This is a genomic window from Pseudomonas sp. S1_G07, from assembly GCF_054668565.1.
This window is the reverse complement of record NZ_CP162778.1, coordinates 3,879,879-3,904,756: the sequence shown is the minus strand read 5'-3', so window position 1 is coordinate 3,904,756 and position 24,878 is coordinate 3,879,879. Positions and strand designations below refer to the sequence as shown.

At 56.2% G+C, this 24,878-nt stretch carries 18 protein-coding genes and 6 pseudogenes; 6 read left to right on the top strand and 18 right to left on the bottom strand.

From position 1 onward, the window contains the following. Window positions 1–504: 504 nt before the first annotated feature. Window positions 505–1,527, bottom strand: a complete 1,023-nt coding sequence (locus AB4O05_RS17835; protein WP_460136265.1) for a zinc-dependent alcohol dehydrogenase family protein — start codon at window positions 1,525–1,527, stop codon at window positions 505–507. 268 nt (window positions 1,528–1,795) lie between these two features. Between AB4O05_RS17835 and AB4O05_RS17830 the strand changes: the two genes are divergently transcribed. Together AB4O05_RS17830 and AB4O05_RS17825 are read left to right on the top strand one after the other, a co-directional pair. Beyond that, window positions 1,796–2,710: a LysR family transcriptional regulator gene (locus tag AB4O05_RS17830; RefSeq protein ID WP_460136267.1), complete on the top strand. Its 915-nt coding sequence runs from the start codon at window positions 1,796–1,798 to the stop codon at window positions 2,708–2,710. 153 nt (window positions 2,711–2,863) lie between these two features. After that, window positions 2,864–3,546 (top strand): annotated as a pseudogene (locus tag AB4O05_RS17825) (Arm DNA-binding domain-containing protein); the annotation flags it as partial. Window positions 3,547–3,706: 160 nt separating this feature from the next. Here AB4O05_RS17825 and AB4O05_RS17820 read toward each other — a convergent pair. After that, a complete protein-coding gene (locus tag AB4O05_RS17820; RefSeq protein WP_460136269.1) occupies window positions 3,707–5,362 on the bottom strand; it encodes a methyl-accepting chemotaxis protein in 1,656 nt (551 codons plus the stop codon). A 1,291-nt stretch (window positions 5,363–6,653) separates the two neighbouring features. Here AB4O05_RS17820 and AB4O05_RS17815 point away from each other — a divergent pair. Next, a pseudogene (locus AB4O05_RS17815) lies at window positions 6,654–6,956 on the top strand (cupin); the annotation flags it as partial. On the opposite strand, the gene AB4O05_RS17810 reads toward AB4O05_RS17815, so the two are convergent. Then, on the bottom strand, window positions 6,953–7,453 hold the full coding sequence (locus AB4O05_RS17810; RefSeq protein ID WP_460164769.1) for a CinA family protein: 501 nt from the start codon (window positions 7,451–7,453) through the stop codon (window positions 6,953–6,955). The pseudogene AB4O05_RS17815 and the gene AB4O05_RS17810 sit on opposite strands and share 4 nt — an antisense overlap. 187 nt (window positions 7,454–7,640) lie before the next feature. Here AB4O05_RS17810 and AB4O05_RS17805 point away from each other — a divergent pair, with 187 nt between their 5' ends. Together AB4O05_RS17805 and AB4O05_RS17800 are read left to right on the top strand one after the other, a co-directional pair. After that, window positions 7,641–8,402, top strand: a complete 762-nt coding sequence (locus tag AB4O05_RS17805; protein WP_460136271.1) for an OBAP family protein — start codon at window positions 7,641–7,643, stop codon at window positions 8,400–8,402. A 78-nt stretch (window positions 8,403–8,480) separates the two neighbouring features. Further along, entirely contained in the window at window positions 8,481–8,612 is a 132-nt protein-coding gene (locus AB4O05_RS17800) for a hypothetical protein (protein WP_460136272.1), read from the top strand. A 341-nt stretch (window positions 8,613–8,953) separates the two neighbouring features. Here AB4O05_RS17800 and AB4O05_RS17795 read toward each other — a convergent pair. The 12 genes and pseudogenes from AB4O05_RS17795 to AB4O05_RS17740 form a co-directional block, all read right to left on the bottom strand. Further along, window positions 8,954–9,434, bottom strand: a pseudogene (locus AB4O05_RS17795) (IS3 family transposase); the annotation flags it as partial. A gap of 80 nt (window positions 9,435–9,514) precedes the next feature. After that, complete coding sequence (gene ltrA, locus AB4O05_RS17790) at window positions 9,515–11,038, bottom strand: group II intron reverse transcriptase/maturase (RefSeq protein ID WP_460135029.1); 1,524 nt, start codon at window positions 11,036–11,038, stop codon at window positions 9,515–9,517. A gap of 657 nt (window positions 11,039–11,695) precedes the next feature. After that, a pseudogene (locus AB4O05_RS17785) lies at window positions 11,696–12,477 on the bottom strand (transposase family protein); the annotation flags it as partial. Between the two features lie 81 nt (window positions 12,478–12,558). Further along, window positions 12,559–12,759, bottom strand: a complete 201-nt coding sequence (locus AB4O05_RS17780) for a hypothetical protein (RefSeq protein ID WP_460136274.1) — start codon at window positions 12,757–12,759, stop codon at window positions 12,559–12,561. A 392-nt stretch (window positions 12,760–13,151) separates the two neighbouring features. After that, window positions 13,152–13,535, bottom strand: a complete 384-nt coding sequence (locus AB4O05_RS17775) for a cysteine peptidase family C39 domain-containing protein (protein WP_460136276.1) — start codon at window positions 13,533–13,535, stop codon at window positions 13,152–13,154. 159 nt (window positions 13,536–13,694) lie between these two features. After that, a complete protein-coding gene (locus AB4O05_RS17770; RefSeq protein ID WP_102594239.1) occupies window positions 13,695–14,048 on the bottom strand; it encodes a DUF596 domain-containing protein in 354 nt (117 codons plus the stop codon). Then, the gene (locus AB4O05_RS17765; RefSeq protein ID WP_460164768.1) at window positions 14,045–15,334 is read right to left on the bottom strand and encodes a VENN motif pre-toxin domain-containing protein; all 1,290 of its coding nucleotides are present in this window, start codon (window positions 15,332–15,334) and stop codon (window positions 14,045–14,047) included. The genes AB4O05_RS17770 and AB4O05_RS17765 overlap by 4 nt, the downstream gene beginning before the upstream one ends. 350 nt (window positions 15,335–15,684) lie before the next feature. Then, window positions 15,685–15,789: pseudogene (locus AB4O05_RS17760) on the bottom strand (serine/threonine protein kinase); the annotation flags it as partial. Beyond that, entirely contained in the window at window positions 15,782–16,099 is a 318-nt protein-coding gene (locus tag AB4O05_RS17755) for a helix-turn-helix domain-containing protein (RefSeq protein WP_460136279.1), read from the bottom strand. The pseudogene AB4O05_RS17760 and the gene AB4O05_RS17755, both read right to left, overlap by 8 nt. 34 nt (window positions 16,100–16,133) lie before the next feature. Next, window positions 16,134–17,501: a glutamine synthetase family protein gene (locus tag AB4O05_RS17750; RefSeq protein WP_460136280.1), complete on the bottom strand. Its 1,368-nt coding sequence runs from the start codon at window positions 17,499–17,501 to the stop codon at window positions 16,134–16,136. Window positions 17,502–17,570: 69 nt separating this feature from the next. Then, the gene (locus AB4O05_RS17745; RefSeq protein ID WP_460136281.1) at window positions 17,571–18,971 is read right to left on the bottom strand and encodes an aspartate aminotransferase family protein; all 1,401 of its coding nucleotides are present in this window, start codon (window positions 18,969–18,971) and stop codon (window positions 17,571–17,573) included. A gap of 246 nt (window positions 18,972–19,217) precedes the next feature. Further along, on the bottom strand, window positions 19,218–20,003 hold the full coding sequence (locus AB4O05_RS17740; RefSeq protein ID WP_460136282.1) for an SDR family NAD(P)-dependent oxidoreductase: 786 nt from the start codon (window positions 20,001–20,003) through the stop codon (window positions 19,218–19,220). 97 nt (window positions 20,004–20,100) lie between these two features. On the opposite strand from AB4O05_RS17740, the gene AB4O05_RS17735 reads away from it, so the two are divergent. Continuing rightward, entirely contained in the window at window positions 20,101–21,006 is a 906-nt protein-coding gene (locus AB4O05_RS17735) for a LysR family transcriptional regulator (RefSeq protein ID WP_460136283.1), read from the top strand. Window positions 21,007–21,152: 146 nt separating this feature from the next. On the opposite strand, the gene AB4O05_RS17730 is transcribed toward AB4O05_RS17735, so the two are convergent. From AB4O05_RS17730 to AB4O05_RS17720, 3 genes and pseudogenes are all read right to left on the bottom strand, one after another. Continuing rightward, the gene (locus AB4O05_RS17730; RefSeq protein ID WP_460164916.1) at window positions 21,153–21,446 is read right to left on the bottom strand and encodes an ATP-binding protein; all 294 of its coding nucleotides are present in this window, start codon (window positions 21,444–21,446) and stop codon (window positions 21,153–21,155) included. A gap of 564 nt (window positions 21,447–22,010) precedes the next feature. Further along, a pseudogene (locus AB4O05_RS17725) lies at window positions 22,011–22,331 on the bottom strand (response regulator transcription factor); the annotation flags it as partial. A 140-nt stretch (window positions 22,332–22,471) separates the two neighbouring features. Further along, the gene (locus AB4O05_RS17720; protein ID WP_460164767.1) at window positions 22,472–24,865 is read right to left on the bottom strand and encodes an ATP-binding protein; all 2,394 of its coding nucleotides are present in this window, start codon (window positions 24,863–24,865) and stop codon (window positions 22,472–22,474) included. Between the last annotated feature and the right edge of the window lie 13 nt (window positions 24,866–24,878).

Genomic DNA, 24,878 nt, shown 5'->3' with positions numbered 1-24,878 from the left:
CACATAAATCGATAGTCCTAGGACCGTTCCGACACGCTCCTACATATTTTTAATCGGCCCTTTAAAGAAGCTTCCGACAAACAAACCCATGCAACTTTCCCTGTTTCTGGAAAAACATTTTCCACAAAAGTATCTTTCCACCCAGCATCGCGCGGGTAACGCGCTTATAGTTCGAGCAACTATCGGCAGCCATTTCAGAGATTCAATCATTACTCAATCCTTGAGATGAAAGTGAGGACACAATTATCAGTGCTGGAATAATGATTAATAGATACAGATAGCCGGTCAAAACCAGTGCAGATCAACAACAGGCAACGCGTTGAAGGCGCACACACAGCGACGCCGCGCTGGGTTTCAGGGCGGCGTCAGGGAGGAAGGGCTGAATTCAGGGACTAAAGCGCCAGGTCGGCACCTTGCAGGGCGTGCGAGTTAAGCCCTGCCAAATGGCGCATTTGCCCCACTCACACAGAGGACGAAGTATTCATTTGCGAATACTCCTACAGCTCAAACAGCTGTAACCTGCAATGCAACCCGCTCGCGGCACGGGCATTCATCCATATAGCGGTGGGCTTCAACGAACTGGTTGAACGCAAACACCGTGGTTTTCAATGGGACGAGCACGCGGTCGGCGGTCAGCTGGTTGATATCACGCAGCGCACGCTGCAGCGCCACAGAGTCCTGGACGATGCCCAACTCCGGCTTGCCGGTGAAGTTGCCGATGCAGTGCACAAAGAACTGTATGTTCTTCTGGAACGCTGCACACGCCGGGAAGGGCGTCTGGTTACCACCTTGCAAGCCGTAAAGCACCAGGCTGCCACGTGGCGCCAGCACATCACCGAGCAACGACATCTGCGGCCCGCCCAAACCATCGAACACCACATCGACGCCACGATTGTCAGTGAACTTGTTGATTTGCATCAGCAGGTCCTGCTCTTCGGTGACGATGACCTTCTCTGCCCCCAGGGATAACAGGTACTCGCGCTCCGCGCTGTCCTTGGTGGCCGCAATCACTCGCACACCCAGGGCCTTGCCCAGCTGTACAAAGGATGGGCCCGCGCAATGGCTGGCGTCTGTCACCAGGGCGATCTGCCCCGGTTTGACCCGCGCCAGGTCTACGTAGGCAAAATAGGCAATCAACAGCGGCGTGTAGTGCACGCTGGCTTCAATCGGGCTCAAGACATCCGGGTAACGGGTCAAGGCCGAACGGGGCAGGACGATCTGTTCGCCATACACCGGATAATCATTGGGGCTCTCGGCCGGAAAACTGGCCACCTTATCGCCCACCGCCAAGTCATCCACGCCCTCGCCCAAGGCGACCACCACCCCGGCCATCTCATGGCCAAGGCCGGATGGAAGGCGTGCGTGGGAAGATGCCAGGTTCTGGCGCCACAAAATGTCATACCAGCTGATACCAATTGCCTCGACACGCACCTGCACTTCGCCCGGTGCGGGCAGCGCGGTTGCATGCTCTTCGCATTTGAGCACCTCGGCCGGACCAAACTTGTGAAAACGGATCGTGCGGGACATCGCAAACCTCGTCAAAGTAACCTCTATTGCCATGAACTCTATCTGGGCTTTCCAGCTAAGGCCACCGGTCGCCGTTAATAGTCGACATGTCTGTCATTGATTCCGCATCTGAGGAACAGCCCTCAAGTATCGTAGGAAAACTAAATTAGCCGGTGCAGAGTACCAGCCTTTCCCCGTAAGATTCATACCGGTCACGCGCCTGAATGGACCCTCAGGGCTCTCCCATGGACGCGCTCGTCAAGTAAAGCTGACTCTTCCAGGACACAAGATGAACCGTAACGACCTGCGTCGTGTCGACCTTAACCTCTTGATCGTATTCGAAACCTTGATGCATGAGCGCAGTGTGACCCGCGCCGCCGAAAAATTGTTCCTTGGCCAGCCGGCTATCAGTGCGGCACTGTCACGCCTGCGCGGGCTATTCGATGACCCGCTGTTCGTGCGCACCGGGCGCAGTATGGAACCCTCGGCCCGTGCCGTGGAAATCTTCGCCCTGCTCTCCCCGGCCCTGGACTCGATTTCCACCGCCGTCAGCCGCGCCGCCGAGTTCGACCCGGCGACCAGTAACGCGGTGTTCCGTATCGGCCTGTCCGACGACGTTGAATTCGCCCTGCTGCCCCAGTTGCTCAAACGCCTGCGCGCCGAAGCGCCCGGTATCGTACTGGTGGTGCGCCGCGTCAACTACATCCTGATGCCCGGCCTGCTGGCTTCCGGTGAAATCTCCATCGGCGTCAGCTACACCGCCGACCTGCCGGCCAATGCCAAGCGCAAAGTGCTGCGTCGCAGCCTGCCGAAACTGCTGCGCGCCGACAGCGTGCCGGGCTCCCTGAGCCTGGACGACTTCTGCGCCCGCCCCCACGCCCTGGTGTCGTTCGCTGGCGACTTGAGCGGGTTCATTGACGAAGAACTGGAAAAGCTCAACCGCAAACGTCATGTGGTGCTGGCCGTGCCGCAGTTCAACGGCCTGGGCACCTTGCTGGCAGGCACCGACATCCTGGCCACCGTCCCGGACTACGCCGCCGAAGCGCTGACCTCGGCCGGTGGCCTGCGCGCGGAAGACCCACCATTGCAGGTGCGCAGTTTTGAACTGCACATGGCATGGCGTGGGTCGCAGGACAATGATCCGGGGGAGCGGTGGTTGAGGTCGCGGATTCAGATGTTTTTTGGGGATCCCGATAGCCTGTAACAGAATTCCAAAAAAATCCAAAAAATCCTTTATTAACAGTAAGTTATTACGACCACCAGTCCAAGGTCATCCGTCTAATCCCAACGAGTCCCAGAGTACTTGGGGGGCATAATTGGGGCAAAATTTCGGTTTTAAAAAGTTATGCCCCCACCGATGGCAACCGCTAATGCAGCTGTTTTCAGACGAAAACTCAGTGATGCTTTCATCCGCACCTTGACCGAACCCGGCAAGCACGCCGAAGGCGAAGTCCCTGGCCTCTACTTGGAGGTAAGGGTGTCGAGCAAGCCAGGAAAAGCTCCTTCCAAGGTCTGGCGCTTAAAGTATCGGCTGCATGACAAGGAAAACCGGTTCTCCATCGGTGCTTATCCCGACATCGGATTGAAAGAGGCGCGCGACATTGCCCGCAGCGCACGCCGAGACGTAGCGGTTGGGTGGAGCGCAATGTGGCACTCAGCAACATTGAGGAGTTGAAGATCCGCCACGTCGTCACCAGCAAGCCGGCAATCGAAAGGCCAGCTGATCTGGGTAGGCTTCTTCTGCGCCTGGGTGAATGCAATGACGGCAGCGTTGCCACCGCCATGCGGCTGCTGGTTATGTTGCCAGTCCGCCCTGGCGAACTCGTGCAAATGCGCTGGGAAGACGTCGACCTGGTCGGCGCCGATTGGCGTTACGTAGTGAGCAAGCCCAAGCACATCGTGCCGTTGCCAGAGCAAGCCTTGGTTCTGTTACGCGAGCTACATAAAACCCGCGTGGTGGATGAAGACGGCAAAGGCTGGGGGTTCGTCTCGCCGGTTTATCCGGGACGTCCCATAAACCCGACCTCCATGCTCAATGCGAAATTGCACGCCACTTGACCACCTGATTGCATCGGTACTGACCACTCGTTTGCATTGCACTTGACCAGGCGTTTGCATTCGATCAGACCACCGATTGCCTGCGCCTAACCGGGGGCCATTTCTCGCAGCAACGCGACTCGCGATGAAACGGCAACAGATCCTAGAGCTGAAAGCGCGAGATGTTCTCTCGCAATGTCACGCTGGTGCGTGCCAGTCCTTCGCTTTCCTTCTGAGCGCTGCGGAAGGCTGCGGCGGATTGCTCGGCGCTTTCGCTGACGGTCACGATGCCCCGGCTGATCTGCTCGGCAACGGTACTCTGCTGCTCGGCGGCAGCGGCGATTTGGTGGTTCATGCCGTTGATCCGCTCAATCATGGTTACGATTGTGCTAACCGCGTCACCGGCCTCGGAAACGCCGGACACCGACTGCGCACTGGAGCGCTTGCAGCGTTGCATATGCTGCGAGGTCTCGTCGGCAATTTTCTGCAGACTGGCGATCAGCCCCTCAATCTCTGAGGTGGCCTTCTGGGTACGCTGTGCCAGGCTGCGCACCTCGTCGGCTACCACCGCGAAGCCGCGTCCGGCCTCGCCAGCACGGGCAGCTTCGATGGCTGCATTGAGGGCCAGCAGGTTGGTCTGGTCGGCGACCGACTTGATCACTTCAAGCACGCCACCGATATTGCCGGTTTCATTCTTCAGCCGGCCCATGGCCATGTTGGACTGTTCGATTGTCTCGGCCAGTTCGTCGATCATGTTGACGGCATCTTTGGCCTTCTGCTGGCTGTACAGGGCCGCGCTGTCGGCCTCGCTGGCGGCACTGGCGGCGGATTCGGCGTTGCGCGCGACATCCTGCACGGTGGCGGCCATTTGGTGAACGGCGGTGACGATCTGCTCGACCTCGCACTGTGCCATGGCCACGCTTTCGGCATTTCTCAGACTCGATTGGCTAAGCTCCTGGCTGGATTCGGCCACGGTCTGTGAGGACAGGTTTATGCCTTTGGTCATGTCCCGCAGGTTCTCCTGCATGCTCAGCAGGGCGGCCATGATGCTGGCTTGTGGTGGCTCAATCGTGCGCTCGCTAGCGCGCAAATCGCCGTTGGCAACCCGTTGGGCGAGCTGGTTGAGTTCACTCGGTTCGGCGCCCAGCGCGCGCAGCAGGTTGCGGCTGATGAAGTAGCCCAGTACCGCTGCTAGTAAGACGGCCAGCGCAGTAATGGCGAGCAGCAGGTTGCGTTGTGACAGATAGTGTTCGTCATTTTCGCTGACCTGCAGGTCTGCCCTCTGGTTGGTGTAGCGCAGGTATTCGCCAATTGCCTGTGTCAGCTCGGCCAGTAATGGTGTGCACTGCTCGCTGACCATGTGCAGAGCCTCATCGTTTTCACCCTTGAACAGGTGTTCGGCAATGGTGTGCGCTACCGGTTTGTAGCGGCTCTCGACTTGCTCGAAGGTTGAAAACAGCTCACGTTCTTTGGGCGACACATCATCATGGTTATCAATTGCCTGGCGTAGCGCTGCGAGGCTGCTGGCCACCATTTGTTCGTTGGCGGCAATCGCGCCCCGCTGCTGTCCTCTCGCGGTGACATTGCTGTTCAAGGCGATGTTACGCAGGGCAATCGCGCGCTGGGCGGCGGCGTCGTTCAGTGTGTTGGCCAGGCGGGTGCGTGCATCAACGCCATTAATGTAGAGGAAAAAGTCCTTATTGCTGTTAGCCAGGGCGTACAGCGAGATAGCGGCGATCAGCAACATAAACGCGAGCAGGCTGGCATAGCCGGCATAGAGACTGGTCCGTGTCGAGAGCCGGGGAGTGTGCGATGGCATACGATGTACCTGCGTAATGGGAGGAGCAATTAGAGGCACCTGCAAGGGTATCTATTTGCCCTTGGTCCGCATCCTGCGCAGGTATTCTTTGTTCGACAGCATTGGCGGTGCCCGTCTTAATACGGGACATGTACATTCTGATTAACCCACACCGGTCAGCAGATGCCTCCTGGCTGTTGATACTGCCCCCTAATTGACCCAGTTGCCGACGAAGGACTGTTTCATTTCCAAAACTGCAACAATCGAGCGCAGCAATGATTCAAGAGGAGTCAAAATGTGTCAGTGAAATCTCGGCGGCAGGGTCAGCTCGGCATCGGCGCCAACAGTCGTCACCGATGAATTTGAAGCTCGACGACTTGGCTGTAAGGATGGCCTAATGACACTACTGCTGCCATCAGAAGATCCCTATTCGATGGTAGGGATATAGGGAAACTAGATAGGAAAATTCCTACTGCAACAGGCTCCTCAGAAAAGCCCAAGGTCATGGCGAAACGAACAATACATGCCATAGAGCTATCGCCGGTACCAGAACGGCGCCAAGACGATGGAGAACGTATGGCACGCGGTGCGCGGCGGCAGTGTGCTCCGGTACGGCACCTTGTACTCTGGCGCGGCCGAGTTCACCTATCGGGAAGCTGTGCTGTTTCCCTAGCTGGCGGCCTCGGTTCGCACCTGGCCCCCTCCCAGGTGGATTCGACGCCCCCGAGATTGCCGGAATCGATGGCCGATTGCATGTAGTAGGCATTGCCGGATGACCGCTTCTGGCCGAAATCTGCCTGATCAGGCGTTGACCAGCTCCATGATGTGAGTGGCATGGACATCTTCTATTCGCATGAAACCGCAGCGCAGGTAAAACGCGTCGCCTCCAGAAGTGTCGGTGGCCGCTACCGACCCAGCCTGTGTGAAAACACATTTTTAGAACTTTAGAACGATTCGGCCATGGGGGCATTCGACCAGGTTTTGAGGCACCATATGGTCTCTAGGAATCCAGCAGCTCGACGCAGCTCGCAAACCAAATCAGGAAGAATGAATGCCTTCCCGTCGCCGCCTCAGTAGTGTCTGTCAAAGTATCTCGCACCACGCTGCGAGCAGTCTGTCGTACGTACACCCACATCTGTTGCAAGCCCTCAAAGCGACCGGGGAATCGATCGCGACGGTGGATCTACTGAGTGCGACCCCGTACCCGAAGGAGCTTCTCAGTCATCCCCACCTTCCCACCGCCCTCTCTTCAATAACCGGATTGCAAATGGCGCATCCCACATGAACGGCTCTGAGAATGATACAACTGCGCCAATACCTCTGTGTCGCAAGCGGCCATGCTCAGTTGATGCTAGGTGGCGAGCACGGGCAAGTTCTGAACGTAAGTACAGGCGATGTGTTGCTGTTGCCGGCAGGCACCGGGCATTGCAGTCTGGGCGCCAGTAAAGACTTTCTCGTAGTAGGCGCCTATCCGCCAGGCCAGCATGCGGATATCTGCCGCGAGGCACCTACCCCGGCACAGTTGAGGAATATCGAACAGCTACCATTTCCTGATGAGGGGCCAGTAACGGGTGATCAAGGTGCTTTTCGCAGGCTGTGGGTCAGAGATCGCTAAGCGCCCTCACCCGCCATGGCTAGCTGGTGAAAATGCGGCAGCGATTTCAGGGCATGGATGGACGCAGCCAATTGAACCTGCTCGCGCGAGCCCATGAATCGTTCCTTTCGACTGAATACGCTCAGACCTCGCCCTACTCGATAGGCCCAGGCAAAACAAACAGTTCCAGGAGGGATTCCATCGATCACATCTGGGCCCAATATGCCTGTGGTCGCGATGGCTACATTTGCCGGACTGTCGTCCAGCGCCCCGAGAACCATCTCCCGAGCAACCTCACAACTCGTGAGATTAAAAGTATTTATGGTGTACGCGCGTACTTTTAATAGTCGCTGTTTCGCTTCTGGCGAATAGACAACATAACCGCTCTCAATACATGCCCCCCCTCCGTCGACCTCCGAAAGCAATGTGATAATTTTTCCCGCCGTACAAGACTCGGCCGTCGTAATGACCAGTCGATTGCGTTTGAGGTACTCCACGATAGAAGCGGCGACTAACATGATAATTGCTCCTGCGCGCGAGCGATTGCGCTATCAACCTGTTCCAAAAAACGACCTTTCAAATCAATCAATGTTCAAGCGAAAGTGTTTTGAACGTGCACGGCGTCAGGTTTTCCAAGGTCTAGAGAGTTGAACCTGACTTTCCCCAATCAGCTTGAGAGAAGGCAAGAGGATGGAACCTACGACAATGATTACCAAGACAGCCACAATGGCCAAGTCATTTTCCTTGGCGGCAACCTTTACCCTGCTAAGCGCCTGCGCTGGCAATGATTCCCCCTCGAATGTAGGAGCACCCGGTAAACCCACTACTCCATCTACCCGAACCCTGGAAGCCGGGGCAGCCCTGCTACAATCTCGTCCGCCTGTTGATGCATTGAACGCCTATCTGGACGGCTTTCACTTCTACAACGGCCATCCTGATGTGCAGATGGAAGCGCATCACTACTGCGCGGTTCTCAACGAAGAGGTGATTCAATGCGTGATCTACGACGGCAATCGCAAGGATGCAAAGTTGATGGGCGTGGAATACATCATCAGCGAGCAGTTATTCAACACACTGCCTGACTCTGAAAAGGCGCTTTGGCACAGCCACGTGCATGAAGTGAAATCAGGACAACTGGTCGCACCGGGAATCCCCGAAGTAGCTGAGCACGCCTTGATGGAAAAGCTGGTACATACCTACGGTAAGACCTGGCATACCTGGCATACCGATCTCCACAAACGCCTGCCGCTGGGTGCTCCGCAACTTATGATGGGGTTTACCACCGATGGCCAGGCCGACCCTCGGATGGTCGCCGAGCGAGATCTGCGAATGGGTATCGACAGTACCGAAAAGAAGAAGACTCGCGTCGATATAGTTGCGCCACCCATCGCACCCGGTGCGGACGCATGGCAACAGGGTACCGTTATTCAGATCACTGATCCGACTATAAAGGCCCATCAGCACTGAACGCACCACTCAGTCATTTGGACTGAACGATCATTTGCTGGCCCTTCTCTATCGCAAGACCAGAGATAGGAGGATGTCATGATGATTGATTCAGCAACCGGAATGAACCCTGGCGAACGATATTGGTTGGTTGCAGCAAGCGCAGCGCTGTTACTCGGCGGTGTGTTCATTGCGCGCAGGCATTCAACAAACAACAAGCCACATAACTGAAATCGGGGGCAGCCGCCAATGTCAGTCAGTTAAGGAGGAACACTGTAACTGTGGCGAGCGGGCTTGCCCCGCGTTGGGCTGCGAAGCAGCCCCAAAACCAGGCGCAGATGAGTGCCTGATACACCGCATTCGTCTTCATCAGGGGCGCTTCGCACCCCAACGCGGGCGGTGCGACGATTCGACAAGCCCGCTCGCCACAGGTTACTGGTTGCCCGTTCTGTCCCTTAACTGACCGGCATTAGGGGCAGCCGCCCTGTTTAAATGAGGTAACTGAGCATGTCTTACGACTTCCAAGGTATTGCCAGTGTGGTTACTGCTTCGCGCCATCTGGGGACACCTGTCTAGTCCTGAAATAGGTTTACACCTGTTTCACCCTAACGCCCGATGCACAGCATCGGGCGTTTTGTACTTCAAAGACAGGTGCGGACGCTCGCGGTTGTAGATCGATATCGACTCACTCACCATCTTCTTCGCTTGCATTAAATCCTGAGGTCGCTGGAGCAAAAGCTCTGTCTTCAATATCCCGTTGACCCGCTCTGCCAAGGCGTTTTGGTAGCAGTCATAGCCGTCCGTCATCGAACACCGGATGCCGTGTTTCGCGTGCAGTTCCTGGTACATTCCCGAGCAATACTGGCTGCCTCTATCTGAGTGATGGATCAGCGGCTGCTCCGTTCGACGGTGTTTCACCGCCCGGCGCAGTGCATGCGCGACCGACTCGGCGTGCAGGCTTTCATGGACGTGATAGCCCACGATCTTTCGCGAAAAAGCATCCGTCACAAGGCTCAGATAGGCCACACCTTCCTGCGTTGGCAGTTGAGTAAGAGGCAGGGCGTAGTCGGACTATTTCCCTGCCTCTCCTCACCGAACCGGACGTGCACCTTTCAATGCATCCGGCTCTCCGTTTAAATGCCGGCGAACGCCATGGCCACTTCAGTGAAGCGCGAGGTCCATGTGTTCCTGGGTTCCGACCTCAGGTAAGGATTACCTTCGGGCAGACGCCATCGGAACAGCTTCTTGCCTTGCCCAACTAACCGATATAGTGTTTCACCACTGAGCTTGCCATTATTAGTCTTGCCAAATAAAACCCAGGTCTTACTTTGGCAGGGCTTAGGAGCTTTGCACCATTGACGCATCAGGGGTTTGATACGGGATCGGTATTTGTGAGCCAGCCAATGGGCCAGTTTCCAGAACACGACACGATCGATGTAACTGAACACTTTGGCCTTGAAATCAACGAATTGATAAAACGCGGCCCAGCCTTTCAGCTTTCGGTTGATCGATTCAACCATATCGATTTTGCTTTCACTGTAGTTACCTGATAACAGAGCCGTCAGGGATGCTGCGAAGCTTCTGGCTTTGTCTCGTGGTATCGTCGTTACCACGCGCATATCGCCGTAGCGGCTACACTTGCGGATAATCCGATGGCCCAGAAAGACAAACCCGTCGTTCACATGAGTGATCTTGGTCTTCTCCATGTTCAGCCTTAGTTTCAGGCTGTCTTCGAGCACACTCCGGCATTCTTCTCTGATGGCTTGCGCTTGTGCTTTAGTGCCTTTGACGATGATCACAAAGTCATCGGCGTATCGGCAGTAAGCAACGGCTGGCTTCCATTGCCAGTTCTCTCTGATCGCCGTGCTTCGACCAACCTGGATGCTATGGTTCCAGTACCACCGATCTTTTCGGGCCTTCTGGTTCAGGTAATGTTCATGCAGGTACTGATCGAATTCATTGAGCATGATATTCGACAGTAGCGGCGATATAACACCACCCTGCGGCACTCCTTCACTGGCAGCCCGGAAGAGTCCGACATCGATATGCCCAGCCTTGATTGTTTTCCACAGCAGCTCCATGAAACGAGTGTCTCTGATTCTACGGCGTACGGCTTTCATCAGCAGGCGATGATGCACGGTATCGAAGTAGCTGGATAAGTCACCCTCAATGACCCAGCGGCCCCTCGTTTCTGCATTGTCTGTGAGTTGGAGCTTCACAGTACGAATTGCATGGTGGACACTGCGTTCAGGCCGAAAACCATACGAGAGCGTGTGAAACTCGCTCTCCCAAATGGGCTCCATAGCCATCAGCATAGCCCGTTGAACAATACGATCTCGCAGAGTGGGGATGCCGAGAGGTCTTCGCTTGCCATTGGCCTTGGGGATGTAAATCCGTCTGGCCGGCAGAGGCTGGTAGTTACCTGAGAGAAGATCTTCCCTGAGCTTTTGCAATACATCCGCCAGTCTGGCTTGCAGCATTGGCTTATCCACTCCATCAACGCCAGGCGTACGGGCACCTTTTGATGACAGGGTGATTCGCGCAGCCTCTGCCAGCCAGTCCGGCTGTGCTATCAGGCGCAGCAACCGGTCAACCCGCTGGGGCGGATCTGTTGCTGCCCATGTGGCAAGCTTGCGTTGCATTTCGCTGATTATCAAAGGTCTTCACCTTGTTAGGTCAGTTAATTCGCTTGGCAAACACATTTAAACTGCTTCCCTTCGCCATGTAATGGGCTTTCCCCATCTCGAACTACTACGGAAGCTCCGCCAGTCAATGCGGCATCGGGGCCATGCCCCCTTGGCATCCGTCATTGACCTTCCCCGGTTTACCTATCTGGACTCAAGCATATTGAGGAGGCTGCCCATCGCACTCTTTACCCTTGCTTGCCGCAAGTTGACAGAAGGCAGCAGTCCGATCTGTGATGGATTCCGCTGTCCCAGAGTTCCGCTTACCTATCAGAGCTCCTTCGGTCGGCAGCGCCTATTTGTCACTGCCTGTTCCTTCTGTACGGCTTATCAGATCACGTAAGCCGTGGTGACATTTCAACCCTCAGAGGCGGATTAATGGATTCATGTTCTTCAGCCTTTCAACACTCAACCTTGAGGATCATCTTGGCTTAGTGATCTCGCCTCAATCCCCGTTGTCAGCGGGTTACATCACCCTGCAGGCATGCCACAGGTCACTGCCGCTCAGGTTCACCACCGTCACAGTCGGTGGGGTTGTTTGGTTCCTCATCATGAGTTTTCAGTTCAACATTCCAGATAGACTCGTGGTTCAATTGAGCGTCCATGCTCGCTCTGAACTCCGGGCACACAATAGGTGATGTCCGCGACCCAGACTTGTTCTGGGCCGCTTGGAACAACCTGATCGGGACCGGGCTTGAGCAGATTCGGATGGCGCCGGAAGCGATGATGGCTGTCGGTCGTCTTGTGGTAAGCCCGCTTGCGAGCTACCAATAGACGTCTTTCCCGCAGAATCGAAAACAGCCGATCTCGACCCACTTGCAGCTCAAGTTGAGGCTGGCAATGCAGCAAGTAATGCAGTTTTCGGGTGCCCAGCCGCGGCTGCCGCTGACGTTTTTGCTGAACAAAATCGGCAACTTTCTGATCCAGAACGAAACGAGCAACATCGGCGCGATTGCCTTTGTAGTAAGCCTGTCGGCTTATTCCCATGAACTGGCAAGCCCTGCTGATGCTCAGGTTTTGGATTCGTTTTTGCGCGAGGACTTGCCGGGACGCTTTTTTACGACAGACAGACCGTAGTCATTCTTCAAGACATCCACGACCGCCTCGAAAAACTGCGCTTTCTGATTGGATAGCGCCAACTGCTCTTCAAGCTCTTTGATACGTTGCTCTGGCGTTAATGGTCGGTTTTTGTCGGGCATAGACCCCATCCTCGGCGAGCCAATGTATGTGCCTGGGCTCCAATCCTGCCGGCCGTGCTTACGTAACCACGTCAGAACGGTCGTTTTGCCTTGAATCCCGTAGCGCTCCTGAGCCTCTTTATAACTCAGCTCGCCTTTTTCGACCTGGTCGACGACCGACAATTTAAAGGTCAGCGTGTAGTCTCGCTGACTACGCCTTTTTGCTGATTCCATTACATCCTCCTGAAAAACCGATCAGAAGGTGTAAACCTTATTCAGGACGGGACACGATTACGAAAAAGGGGACAGATTTATTTATTTTGTCCTCTTTCCGAAAAATAAATCTGTTCCCTTTTCTTCTTTTTTTCCTGAGCACGGATCAAGTTCGCGGCCTTCCTCCTTGCTTTTTAAAACCCTCAGAGCAACATCTACAAACGCATCAAATCTCTTATCATCATATTCTTCAAAAAAGACAAAATGATTGGATTCAGAATTCGACCCAGAGATTCCACTCATGCCATTGAATCCCCAGCCTAGCATTCATCAGAAAGTCTTTACTCTTCATCCCAAAAATCTCCGGGAGGTGCATACTCCCCACCCCGTAAGACAGCGCACCAGCCGTAACTTCTATAAAACATCTCAAGATCAAGGATCTTGTAAACGCCTTCATCAACTTTCTGCAACGTAATTAAACCATTAGCGAAATGCGTATATCGACCGCCCGCCCCTGCAACGGCTCTTAACTCCAGTTCTCTACGATCCCAGCCTGATACCCCCCCCCGATGACTCAGGGACAGTATTCGAAAATGAAATTTCAAACTCTTTTGAAACCTTGCAAAAGCAGGGAATTCGTTCCTGTCTGAGTAATTCATCCGTGATCATGTTTTTAGGGAAATCAATATTTAATTTCACTTAAGTGCACTCCGAGGAACAACAACCTCACCTGAAAAATTTCTTTGAAAGGTACTGACGGGACTAAAATATTGGGACCCATGCGGATCGCGAATAGCTACAACGGAGATTCCATTTCTAGTTGTAACCCCATCCACCACAACAAAATGGGAAAAGTCAGTACCTTTCGTGTTGTCAACAATGCGGACAACCACCGGAGCTCCATCACCGGTGTATCTAGCCAAATCAGCAACATTTCTGCTCCCAAAGGCACTTGCAGGAACACCTTCAGAAGTCATCAGGCTTGCAACATCTCGAGCGTAAATCCCACCCTCAGAAGGCGCAATCCTTTGGATAAGAGATCCTATATCAACCTCATTGCCCAACGTATCCAGAACCATACCGCAAGAGTTATGTCCGCAGGTAGGCACGGGCCCTTGGTCACGACCAGACGATCACCATCTCTCGGAATCGAATCATCAAGCAATGGATTTTTGGGAGGTGCGCCAGCAAGCTCCCCAGCAGTTGTCGTTCCTTTTGCACCAACTAACCTAGATAAATTATGTCCATATCTCCTGGCCAGCGGAGGTGAACCATACTACTCCAACCGGAACGGTAGTTAAAAACCAAAATCCAAAACCATCAAGTTCATCTTCCTCAGGGTGAACAGGCCACGCGAGTGCAATGATACTAATTTGCTCATCAATACTACCAGAGAGATAATTTCCATCTGACGCCAGCTTTAAATGCCCTTCGAGCATTAGACGCCTCAGTAATTCGAAAAAAATTTCCGCTCTTTCTTCATCACTTATTTTCAAGTGCGAAATTTCCACACTTAAGTGCTGCCAAATCGATCCAATTGATAGGCCGAAGGAGCTACTTAGAATAGCTGAGTACAAAAAATCTATATTCATTTAAATTTAATCTCGATTCGTTTTCCAGCATTAATAGACGGATTTATTACGTCTATGGTCCAAGTTGCGCCTGACTGTTGAGTTGAGTTCGAGAAATTCCTCAACGTAATTTTGCTACCTGCGTTAGCTCCAGAAGTAATCGTTGCAGCATAAACATCCCCTTTCCCGGGAATCGACTTTACGACTGGCATATATTCAGTTCCTGTCAACTGTCTAAAATAGCTCATTACATCTGATGTCGTAGTGCCAGAATAAACAGGCGCACCAACACTGAGATAAGGGTCAGCTTGGAGCGTCTTTCCTCCTATACTCAATTGAAAATCCTTTGGTTGAAGACTTGAATTATTGTACTGCGATGCAAGATCGCTAATTCGGTTATCAGATTGCTGCTGTAGAATTGCCCCGGGCTGCTTACCTGTTAAATCAGGGCCTTTGGGGTTCTGCGCTATTCGGTCTAGTGCATCTTTCTCAGCATCAACTATCGAGCTACCTTTTGCTCCAGCGCCACCAACAGCAGCCTTCAGCCCCACTATATTCAGAAGCGCTTGCGCAAACCAACCAATTCGCTCGCCAGTGGTCGCCTTGGCCTCTGTAACCGGGTTAGTGACACCAAATGCCATCGAAAGCTGGCATACGATACCGATTCCTAGCGACCCACCGCAGCCTTCATTGAATGAATCAACAGCAATCTGCTTAAGCGACGCTATCGTATCGCTCGTCATCTTCTCCTGATTCGCTCGTCCTTCCAATGCCTGTTCGACGGTCGCCGGCTTCAGATACCACTCGTTACCGTCAGCGGTTTTCACAGATTGATCTGTAACTACGCAGAACGAGGTATAGGACGTCTTGCACATGACGATGTCGCCAGGTTTGTGATCCTGCTTGGAGTCCCAGGTCGCATCACTTGCCAAGCTGATGGTTTCGTCTTTAAGTATGCTTTGGGCCTTCTTGAACAAAGCCTCAATATCAGCTTTCAGTTTTGTGCATTCATCTGACGAAACTCCCACGCACGACGAGTTGTACTCCTTTCGCATTACCTCCAGGGAGGCGTCTTCGATCGGGCTCAGATGGTTGTTCTCGACCGCGTTTTTAGCGGTCCCTGCAGCGGCAATCGCGTTGTTCAAACCTCCAGCGGCCAGCCCACCTGCCAGTCCTCCAGCCAATGTTGATAGAGCCGATATCGTCTGCTTTTCCGACTCGGTTAATTGATCAACAGGCTTATTCGGATACAACTGTTTGGCGATGTACTCACCAATACCTGGCTTCCAGGCTGTCGGCCTTGACATTGACTGCACCGGTGGCAGCGGTATCGACGACGCCCGGCGTGTTCTGCGGGGTAGCGCCTTGAGCTGTTCCAGCAAAGCCCAGGCAAAAAAAAGCGGACAGAAGGCAGAGCCTGGTCCGACGTACCGTACGCCACATCTCTAGATCCCTCTATATGGCACAGCGCCATCAATTGGCGGCGATCATAATAGTGGCAATTTAGTGGCGTCAATTAAATGTATGAATTTGTTTCAGAGCTGAAAATTTGAAATCTGATCTTGAGCAATTTAGTGCTTTTGCATCAATCACTTAATCGATAAATGGGTCAAATCCCACCTGGGCTTCGCATCAAGACATGAAACGCTGAACAGCCGAACACGATCAGCGGGCGACCGGTCAGGGCTGTCGTGGAGACGAGCGTGCCCCATTGCCATCTCTCATTCCAGCCCTCGTAGAAGACGTTCACCTGCTCAAGCATTGCCGGACTTCCTCTTTGTACGGAGACAATTGGCGCTGTTTTCGTAGCGCCGAATATCTTCGATGCTGTCCAGCTTTGGCAGGAACAGGCCTTCAAGCTCCTTGGTTAGGCCAAGAGCCATCGCCACCCGAACGACGTTTTCGAATCCGACATTGCGCCCGGCTTCAAGGTTGGACACGGTGTTGGTGCCGATGCCGGCACGCCCGGCCAATTCGGCTTGTGTCATGTCCATCGCCAAGCACTCTGTGCGCAAGCGACCGCAGAGGCGCTTGACGACCTCGCTGGGCTCACTGAAGCTTAAATCCAACATAGCGTGCACCAAACCAATGCTGACGGGCCAACACTCATGCGTGAGTCAGGTACCAGCGCCAGTCCTGCTCTCCGACCTCTGCATTGAATTGACGGAACTCACGCCACTTGATCGCCAGGAACACCTTCAGGAATTCAGCGCCCAGCGCCTCGCGTGCCCACGTTGAACGTTGCAGTGCCTGCAACGCTGTGAGCCAGTCGGTGGGTAGAAATTCAGTCGCCTGCTCATAGCCATTGCCCACAATCGCCGCGCCAGGATCGCTTTGATGCGTGATGCCGTGGTGAATGCCCGCAAGCACTGCGGCGGCGGCGAGATAGGGGTTGGCATCGGCCCCGCAAATGCGGTGTTCGATGTGCCGACTGATCGCAGGGCCGCCGGGCACGCGGAACGACACCGTGCGATTGTTGACGCCCCAGCTTTTGGCCAGCGGTGCGTAACTACCGGTCTGGAAGCGTCGATATGAATTGGCATGGGGGCAAAATATCGCCAGTGAGTCAAACAAGGTCGCCATCATCCCGCCGATGGAGTGACGCAACAGCGGCGTGCCCTGTGGGTCTTCACTCGCATACAGGTTGTGACCCTGCTCGTCGGCCAGGCTGACGTGCAAATGCATACCGCTACCGGCCTGATCGCTGAATGGCTTGGCCATGAAGCACGCTTGCAGCCCATGCTTGTTGGCCACGCCTTTGACCAAACGTTTGTAACGTACGCCTTCATCGATAGCTTGGAGTGCGTCGAAACGATGCTCCAGCGTCAACTCGAGCTGGCCCGGCGCGTACTCGGAGATCGCCGTACGTACCGGCAGCCCTTGCAGCGCGCAAGCAGCGTAGAGGTCATCAAGAAACGGTTGAACCTGCTCCAGTTCGTAGACGCCATACACCTGTGGTGCTTGAGGGCGTACACCATTGGTCTGCAACGCAGGTTGCGGCCGACCGTTGACGTCGCGTTGCTGGTCCAGCAGGTAAAACTCCAACTCAACCGCCATGACCGGATGGAATCCATCGGCTTTGAGCCGCTCGATGGTGTTCACCAGTACATGGCGCGGGTCGGCCGGCGCGGCAGGAAGACCTTGGGTGGGGTGCATGCTCACCTGCACCTGGCCTGTTGGGTTGGTGCGCCAGGGCTGCAAGGTCAGGCTGCCCGATAAGGGGTAGGTCCAGCAATCAGCGTCAGCGACATCCCAGACCAGGCCTGTCTCGTCTACGTCTTCACCCTGCACGGTCAAGGCGAGAATCGAACTTGGCAGCGGCCGACCATTTTCGTAGATCGCCAGCAGCTCGTCGCGATGCAACAGTTTGCCCCGTGGAACACCATTGGCGTCGATAAGAAACAACTCGATGCTCAGCACTTCAGGGTGGGCGGCCAGATAGTCTAAGGCCTCTTTTTTATCAGCAAATTGCATGTCAAACCTCTTAGCGCTCCTTCAAGCGACTTGGCAGGATGTGAGAAAAGTGGGACGTCAGACGTCAAGTTATGCAGAGATGACCCGAGCACCAGGCAGGGCAAGCAGTGTGGTCAGCGCGCTATCCAACTCACCGATCAGCCTGTCGATATCCGCCTCACTTGTTTGCGGACAGCAGAGGGTCATATTGTGAAAAGGCGTAATCAGGATGCCGCGATTGATCAGATAGAGGTGCAGCGCCATTTGAAGGCTGTCATGAAAAGCCGCCTCGGCTTGCGCACCGGTTCTGGGCGAAGTGGCACAGAATTGAAACTCACAACGGGCGCCCAACTCGGTGACAGACCAGTTCAGTTGGTGGCGCTTGAACAACGCTCGAAATCCCTGGGCCAGCCTTGAGGCGACAGACAGCATGTGCTGGTAGGCAGAGCCGGTCATGACCTCCTCAAGACTGGCGCGCATGCACCGCATCGCCAGGGCATTGGCGGACAGCGTCGTTCCCATCCCACTGTGGCCATGCCCGCCACTCTCTTCGCTGATGCTTTTCTGCGCCTCGTGCATGGCCAAGGCAACTTGCTCGGTAACGCCGAAAACAGCGCAAGGCACACCACCTGCGATGGGTTTACCCACCACGAAAAAGTCGGGTTTCAAATCCCACTGGCGAGTGCATCCACCGAGGCCGGTGGAAATAGTGTGGGTCTCATCAATGACCAACAGGCTGCCATATTTGAGGGTCAACTCTCGGCACTTTTGCATGAATCCCGGATCGGGCAGGACCATGCCGATGTTCGTCATCGCCGGCTCGCACATCAGCGCGCACACATCGCCCTGGGCTAACGCAGCCTCCAGTGCGGCGACATCGTTGAAGGGGATGGATCGACTGTACTGGCTCAAGTCGTAGGCTTGGCCCACAAGACCTGGACGGGGCACTGTTTTGCCGTCGCGGTAGCGCACCATCACGTCATCCACGGTGCCGTGATAGCAGCCGTCGAACACCAGCAAGACGTTGCGCTGGGTGATGGCGCGCGCCCAGCGCAGCACATAACGGTTGGCGTCAGTCGCATTGGCGGTCACCTGCCAGTAAGGCAGCCCGAATTGCTGAGCCAGCAGCTCGCCGCAGACCACCGCGTCTTCGCCAGGCAGCATCGTGGTCAAGCCGTTATTCGCCTGCTCGGCGATGGCGCGGGCGATAGGATCAGGTGAATGGCCAAACATCGTGCCGGTGTCGCCGAGGCAAAAGTCAATGTACTCATGATCGTCAACATCGGTGAAGCGTGCCCCTTTGGCACGCTTGACGAAGAGCGGCGAAGGCATCGACCAATCACTCATCCAGTGCATGGGAACACCGTTGAACAAATTCGCCTTGGCGCGCTTGGCCAGCGCCAGTGAGGTTGGGTTGTTTTCTATAAATCGGGCACGCTCGGAGGCGGTAAAAGCAGCAATCGCTGATTCACTGATTCCACTTTTCGACATGATAAAAACCCTATGTTAGTTATATAAAATTAATTAAAGATCTGTTCCTGAATGGCAGCCGAATACAGCTCAAAGAACTCAACTATTCTTTGATATATCGCGCTTTTTTAAATCACAGTTACAGCCCCCATCCAGAATCATTCATTGATCGCGCTGGACAGCATTAAAACTTGTTCGCCGGCTTAGTAGTTAACACGCGCTGTGTTACTTCTAGCCAAAAGAAAATACACCGCCTGCGTCTTGACCTCAGGCGTGAGAGGCTTTGTTCTCGACCAGACAGTTGCCGCCATCCACCACGAGGACTTCACCCGTGATGTAACTGGCGTCAGGCGATGCCAGAAATGCAACCGCCGCCGCCACTTCGCGGGGGCTGCCTGCCCGCCCAATCGGGGTAAAGCGCCCTGCCTCTGCTTCAACAGGCGTGGTGGACCCGGTGGTGATCCAGCCGGGAGCTACGCTGTTTACGGTAACCCCCTGCTTGGCGACTTCAAGTGCAAGGCCCATGTTCATGCCCACCATCGCGGCCTTGGCGGCGCTATAAGCGGCTTCGCCCGGATTGCTCCCCCGAGTGCCCGTGGTAGAACTGATATTGACAATGCGCCCGTAACTTCGCGCCCTCATACCGGGCAAAACGGCCCGAGTCAGAAGAAAAGCGGTGGTTAAGTTTCTGGCCAGTGAAAGATTCCACTCATGCAGTTCCATCGTTGCCAATTCCGAGAAAACCTCAGGGCTTCCTTGCATGGCCATACCGGCATTATTCACCAGAATATCGACCCGTCCCCAGACTGACTCTGCCCATAGGCCGAATTCACGCACTTGAACTTCATCGGTGAGGTCAGTTGGCCGGCCTTCAACTTCAAACCCTTCAAGGCGTAGCTCTTCAACCCGATCAGTAATGCGGTTGCTGCTGGCAGTGATGATCAACTTCGCCCCGGATGCACCTAGCCTGCGAGCAATAGCCATACCGATCCCGGATTCACTCCCTGCACCACTGACAAGTGCTACATGCCCCCTCAATTCTGTACCCAACATGGTGTGCCCCACGTATTTAATTTGAAAAGAGAGTAGAAACTAGACCAATAAACCTGATAAACAAAGACGACCATTATCAGAAAATCTGACGACGACTATGGCGTTTACCAGCGAGTCCCTTAAAGTCTTCCTCTGCGTCATGGACAGCGGCTCCTTTTCCGCCGCAGCACGAAAGTTAGGCCGGGTACCCTCGGCCATCAACATGGCGGTGTCGCAGCTTGAAGCAGAGCTGGATTTGTTGCTTTTTGACCGATCAACCCGCAAAGCCATTCCTACGGCAGCCGCCAAAGCACTGGAGCCCCAGGCACGACAGGTCGCCAGCCAGTTAAACCTGCTGGACGCGCATGCGCTCCAGCTTCATCAAGGGTTGGAGGGGCGCTTGGTCCTGGCAATGGCGCCAGAGTTGCAAACAGGCATATGGAATCGTCCGCTGTCGATTATCGCCAGTGAGTTTCCCACGCTTGAAATCGAGATTCGCTCCGCGTCCCATCCGGAGGCGATGCGCATGCTCCATGAAGGGCGTGTGCAATTGGCACTGGGCTTCGAACGACCAGGGCTTGACGAGCGCGAGACGTTTCTTGAAGCGGGGAGCCAGTTGCTGGTAGCAGTTGCTGCTCCAGATCACCCAGCGGCCGCCGGCAAGAAAAGCCCCTTAAGTGAGGAGCAACTGGTCAACGTTCGGCAGATCATCGTTGCGACTGGAGGACCTGCAGACTCAGACCCACGTGTTGTGCTGTCGCGGCGGATCTGGCACAGCGACAATTATCTGGCCACGCTGGACCTGGTGCAGCAAGGATTGGGTTGGGCTTATCTTCCACAACCGCTGGTACACCCGCTCATCACGTCGGGCGCATTGACGGAGGTGGTGTTTGACTACATGCCGAGTCAGATGCGGTTATGGGTCGATATCATCTGGGTAAAAAACCGACCTCTGGGGCTGGGAGCGCGTCGTTACCTGAGTCTGATGCGCGAAATTGCCGAGGGCGAGCCTCGTCGTGTTTGAGGAAAAAGTGGGCGGCATTCTTTCAGTAGTGGCCACCCACTGCTTCCTCCAATCTGGCCAGCGTTCGTTCGCTGGTCGACAGCTGGGCGGCCCACTGACCTAGAGGGGTACGCTCGCCCGGCAGGCTGTGCCTGTTTCAGCGCTCATCACTTACGCTGCGCAGCATCGATAGGAATATCGAGAGTGAAGGTAGCGCCCTGCCCGGCCCCGTCGCTGTGCACGGCCAAGCTGCCGCCCATCTCCTGAGCGGCGAGCGCGCAGCTGTGCAGGCCGAAACCATGACCGTCCTGGCGCGTCGTGAAGCCATGCGAAAAGATACGCGCCAGGTGCTCGGGTGTAATGCCATTGCCGTTGTCCGCCACCGTGATACGCAATACGGGCCCTTCAACGAGAGAGGCGCCGAAGGTAATGCACGGGCTACGATCGATCACGTCGTCCATCGCCTGCCTGGCATTGGTGATCAGGTTCACCAGAATCAGCAGCACCCGGTGCCGGTCCAGCGGCAGCAGGGGCAAGTCGGCAATGTCCTTGACCACTATCACCTCCTGGCGCGCCATTGAGCTGGCGCTCAGGCGCAAGGCATCGTCGATTAACTCCGGCACCGGCACTGTCTCGACCACACTGACCGTAACGGCATAGGACTGCTGGGCGGCGACAATGGTTTTGATGTGGTCAATGCCTTGGGTGAGTCGCCCGAGTTCTTCGATGATGCTCTGTTGCTCCGCCGTCACCACCTTGGCCAGATTGAGCAGGTAGTCGGGCAGCATCTTTCCTTTGTGGTCGGTCGTGAGGAATTCGCTCAGGTCATTGATGTGTTCGTTCATCAGCTGAGCCACTTTGCTCAGCCCCTGGGCTTTGGAAGCGCGCATCTGGGTGCTGACCAGTTCTGCCGAGACGTTCACGCTGTTGAGGACGTTGCCGACGTTGTGCAGCACCGTCGTGGCGATTTCGGCCATGCCCGCCTGACGGGATTTGGCATGCAGTTCGGTTTGCACCTGGCTCATGCGCAACGCCGCGCGTACGCGAGCCTTGAGCTCCAGCGGCGAGAAGGGTTTGGCGATATAGTCATCGGCGCCACTCTCCAGCCCGGAGACGCAGGCATCGCTGCCGCCGCGGGCGGTCACCAGGATCACGGGTAAATGGGCAAAACCGGCGCTGGCCTTGATTCTGGCGGTCAGGCCAAAGCCGTCGAGTTTCGGCATCATCACATCCGAGACGACGACATCGATGGGCCGACGCTGCAGGAGTGCCCAGGCCTGCTCTCCATCCGCCGCGGTGGCGACGAGGTAATCGCTTTGCAGAAGTTCGCTGAGATAGCTCAGCATTTCCGGGCTGTCGTCTACCACCAGTACCCTGGATCGCAAGGCGTGATCCGGGTGCGGCTCGTCGTCCGCGCCTGGCGTTGAAGCCGGGTCGCCGCGACCGCCTTGGCGGCCGTCGTCGAAACGCAGGTGGCGCTGCTCGGTTACGCTCGGTGATGAGCGCTCGTACATCCTATCGCCGGCTTCGATCGGCACGCTGGTGTGCTCAGCCCCGAGCGGAAGTCGTACAAAAAGCACGACCCCGTTCCGGGCTCGCTGTTTACGCCGACTTCGCCGCCCATCAGTTCGGCCAGATATTTGACCAGCGCCAGACCGATGCCTGTGCCGCTGTAATGGCGCGTGGCGGAGTTGTCGATTTGGGAAAAGCGCTGGAACAGCAACGGCAGTTTGTCTGGCGCAATGCCAATTCCCGAGTCTTGCACCGCCAGTTCAAATCGCTCGCCATCGATCGGCGTCACTGCCAGGTGCACGGTGCCGCCAGCGGGCGTGAACTTGATAGCATTGCTCACCAGGTTGAGCAGAATCTTCTCGAAGTGTCGGGGGTCCAGGAACACCGTGCCAAGCGTGGGATCGATGCTGCAGGTCAAGGTGCAGCCTTTGCCCTGCGCCACCAGGGCGGCATCCTCGGCCAGCACACCCACCGCCTTGTTCAAGTCAACGGGCGTTGGAAACAACTCCACCTTGCCCGCTTCGGCCTTGGAGAAGTCGAGGATCTCGTTCACCCGGCTCATCAAGCGCAGCGCGTTGCGTTGGGCGCGCTCGATTTGCACGCGCCAGTCCGCTGGCGGGGTGGTCGCCGCCGAGAGCTGCTCCAGGGGGGCGAGAATAAGGGTCAGGGGGGTGCGCAGTTCGTGACTGACCGTGGCCACGAAATCGCTCTTTGCCTGGTTAGCCGTCTCGGCCTGGTTGCGCGCCTGAATCAGTTCGACGGCCTGCGCCTCCAGCACCTCGGTCTGGTGGTGCAGCGTGTCGGTCCGTTCGGCGACCATTCTCTCCAACGAGGCCTGGACTTGCTGTCGTTCGGCTTCGGCCTCGGCCTCCAGCACCCGGATGCGCAGCGCATTCTCCTGGAACACCTGTACGGCGCGGGTCATGATGCCAATCTCGTCGCCGCGCCCGGCGCTGGCGATCTTGGCGTTCAGGTCGCCGGCCGCAAGCCGGCGCATGACCGAGGCCAGGGCCACGATGGGCCGCGCGACAAATCGCGATGTGCTCCAGGCGATGGCGCCGGCCAGCAGGAGGGCGACGGCCCCCGCCACTATCGTCGCAAGCATGCCGCGATCATTGTGGATCAAGGCGTCGGAGCGCGCTTCACCCGCGAAGCGCGCAACCAGCAGGCCGGCGCTGCGTGCCTCGTTGCGAACCTGGTCGCGTGCGCCGCTCAAGGCGGTGCTCGCCTGATCGAACCTGGCGAACGCGGTCCGGTAGCCGGCAATCTGATCGCTGACAGTCAGGGGCGTCGCCTTGGCTTGCAGCACCACGGACGAAGGGAGAACGCGCGCGAGACGGGAGAGCTCGTTCAGGATATCGCCGACAGCGCTGGCGATCTCGGGCGACGGCGACAGGCGAAACGACAAGGTCTGCGCCTCCAGGGTCGCCACACGCTCGGCGAAACGCTTGGATAACGCGGCGGCATTGTGCAGCAAACCGGTGGCGGCCTGAATGTCGCTTGCATCATGGGCAACACGCCTTTCCACGTCACCCAGCATTTCCTCGATGCGCTCGACCACATCCTCGACGGCGGCGAAATGCCGCAAAGCCTCGCCTGCCTGACGCTTGGGCGCCTCGCCAAGGTGCTCCAGCGCTGCGCTGGCAGCAGCGATCGCCGTCGCCAACTGGTCCACGGTCTCTTGCTCCTGCGGCGCCCCCATCACCTCGCGCAATTGCTCGAGCACAGGAGAGAGCGCCACGCTGGCGTCGCGTGCCGCGATGGCGGCCGCCCCGTCATCGGTTACCAGCATCCTGGCCACATGGGCGGTGATGATCCGTTCGCCGTTGCGCAGGATATCCAGGATGCGATGAGCGCTTTCGAGGTTGCTCACCCGCACCTGGTGCTCAGCGGCGCGGGCGTCCACGCCCTTCAGCCCATCGGCGATGCCCTGTTCAACGAGGATCGTCGCCTCTCGCATCCGCCCGTAGTGGGCGGTCATGTTCTCCGTTTCGCCATCCATGGTCAGGGTCGCCGCCCGCAAGGCAGTGATCGCCGAGGCGAGCCTTTCCAGGCTGCCCTTGAGCGATTGCGCCTCTGCCACCGGAATGGCAGAGAGGCCGGCGATAGCCGTCGCTACCATGCCTTCGGCCTGGTCCAGGCTTTCCTGGTCGCGGGTGGCGATGAAATTTTCCACCCGCCCGGTAGCACCGTTGACCGAAGCCAGAATTTCCGCGGAATGGCTGGCGGAATCCACCGCGCGCACCATGCCTCGCAGGCCGTAGAGGTTCACTAGCGATACCGCCAGCATCAGGAACACCAGTGCGGCGACCGCCAGGCCGATCCTGACGGCAATGGGCCTGTCTGTGGCAGGCTTGAATCTGAACATGGCGCCTCGCTCC

Bases quoted from the DNA above. Each gene is read 5' to 3' on its own strand.
- AB4O05_RS17835 (WP_460136265.1), bottom strand. From the start codon at position 1,527: ATGTCCCGCACGATCCGTTTTCACAAGTTTGGTCCGGCCGAGGTGCTC.
- AB4O05_RS17830 (WP_460136267.1), top strand. From the start codon at position 1,796: ATGAACCGTAACGACCTGCGTCGTGTCGACCTTAACCTCTTGATCGTA.
- AB4O05_RS17820 (WP_460136269.1), bottom strand. From the start codon at position 5,362: ATGCCATCGCACACTCCCCGGCTCTCGACACGGACCAGTCTCTATGCC.
- AB4O05_RS17810 (WP_460164769.1), bottom strand. From the start codon at position 7,453: ATGTTAGTCGCCGCTTCTATCGTGGAGTACCTCAAACGCAATCGACTG.
- AB4O05_RS17805 (WP_460136271.1), top strand. From the start codon at position 7,641: ATGATTACCAAGACAGCCACAATGGCCAAGTCATTTTCCTTGGCGGCA.
- AB4O05_RS17800 (WP_460136272.1), top strand. From the start codon at position 8,481: ATGATGATTGATTCAGCAACCGGAATGAACCCTGGCGAACGATATTGG.
- AB4O05_RS17780 (WP_460136274.1), bottom strand. From the start codon at position 12,759: ATGAGTGGAATCTCTGGGTCGAATTCTGAATCCAATCATTTTGTCTTT.
- AB4O05_RS17775 (WP_460136276.1), bottom strand. From the start codon at position 13,535: ATGGTTCTGGATACGTTGGGCAATGAGGTTGATATAGGATCTCTTATC.
- AB4O05_RS17770 (WP_102594239.1), bottom strand. From the start codon at position 14,048: ATGAATATAGATTTTTTGTACTCAGCTATTCTAAGTAGCTCCTTCGGC.
- AB4O05_RS17765 (WP_460164768.1), bottom strand. From the start codon at position 15,334: ATGTCAAGGCCGACAGCCTGGAAGCCAGGTATTGGTGAGTACATCGCC.
- AB4O05_RS17755 (WP_460136279.1), bottom strand. From the start codon at position 16,099: ATGTTGGATTTAAGCTTCAGTGAGCCCAGCGAGGTCGTCAAGCGCCTC.
- AB4O05_RS17750 (WP_460136280.1), bottom strand. From the start codon at position 17,501: ATGCAATTTGCTGATAAAAAAGAGGCCTTAGACTATCTGGCCGCCCAC.
- AB4O05_RS17745 (WP_460136281.1), bottom strand. From the start codon at position 18,971: ATGTCGAAAAGTGGAATCAGTGAATCAGCGATTGCTGCTTTTACCGCC.
- AB4O05_RS17740 (WP_460136282.1), bottom strand. From the start codon at position 20,003: ATGTTGGGTACAGAATTGAGGGGGCATGTAGCACTTGTCAGTGGTGCA.
- AB4O05_RS17735 (WP_460136283.1), top strand. From the start codon at position 20,101: ATGGCGTTTACCAGCGAGTCCCTTAAAGTCTTCCTCTGCGTCATGGAC.
- AB4O05_RS17730 (WP_460164916.1), bottom strand. From the start codon at position 21,446: ATGGACGACGTGATCGATCGTAGCCCGTGCATTACCTTCGGCGCCTCT.
- AB4O05_RS17720 (WP_460164767.1), bottom strand. From the start codon at position 24,865: ATGTTCAGATTCAAGCCTGCCACAGACAGGCCCATTGCCGTCAGGATC.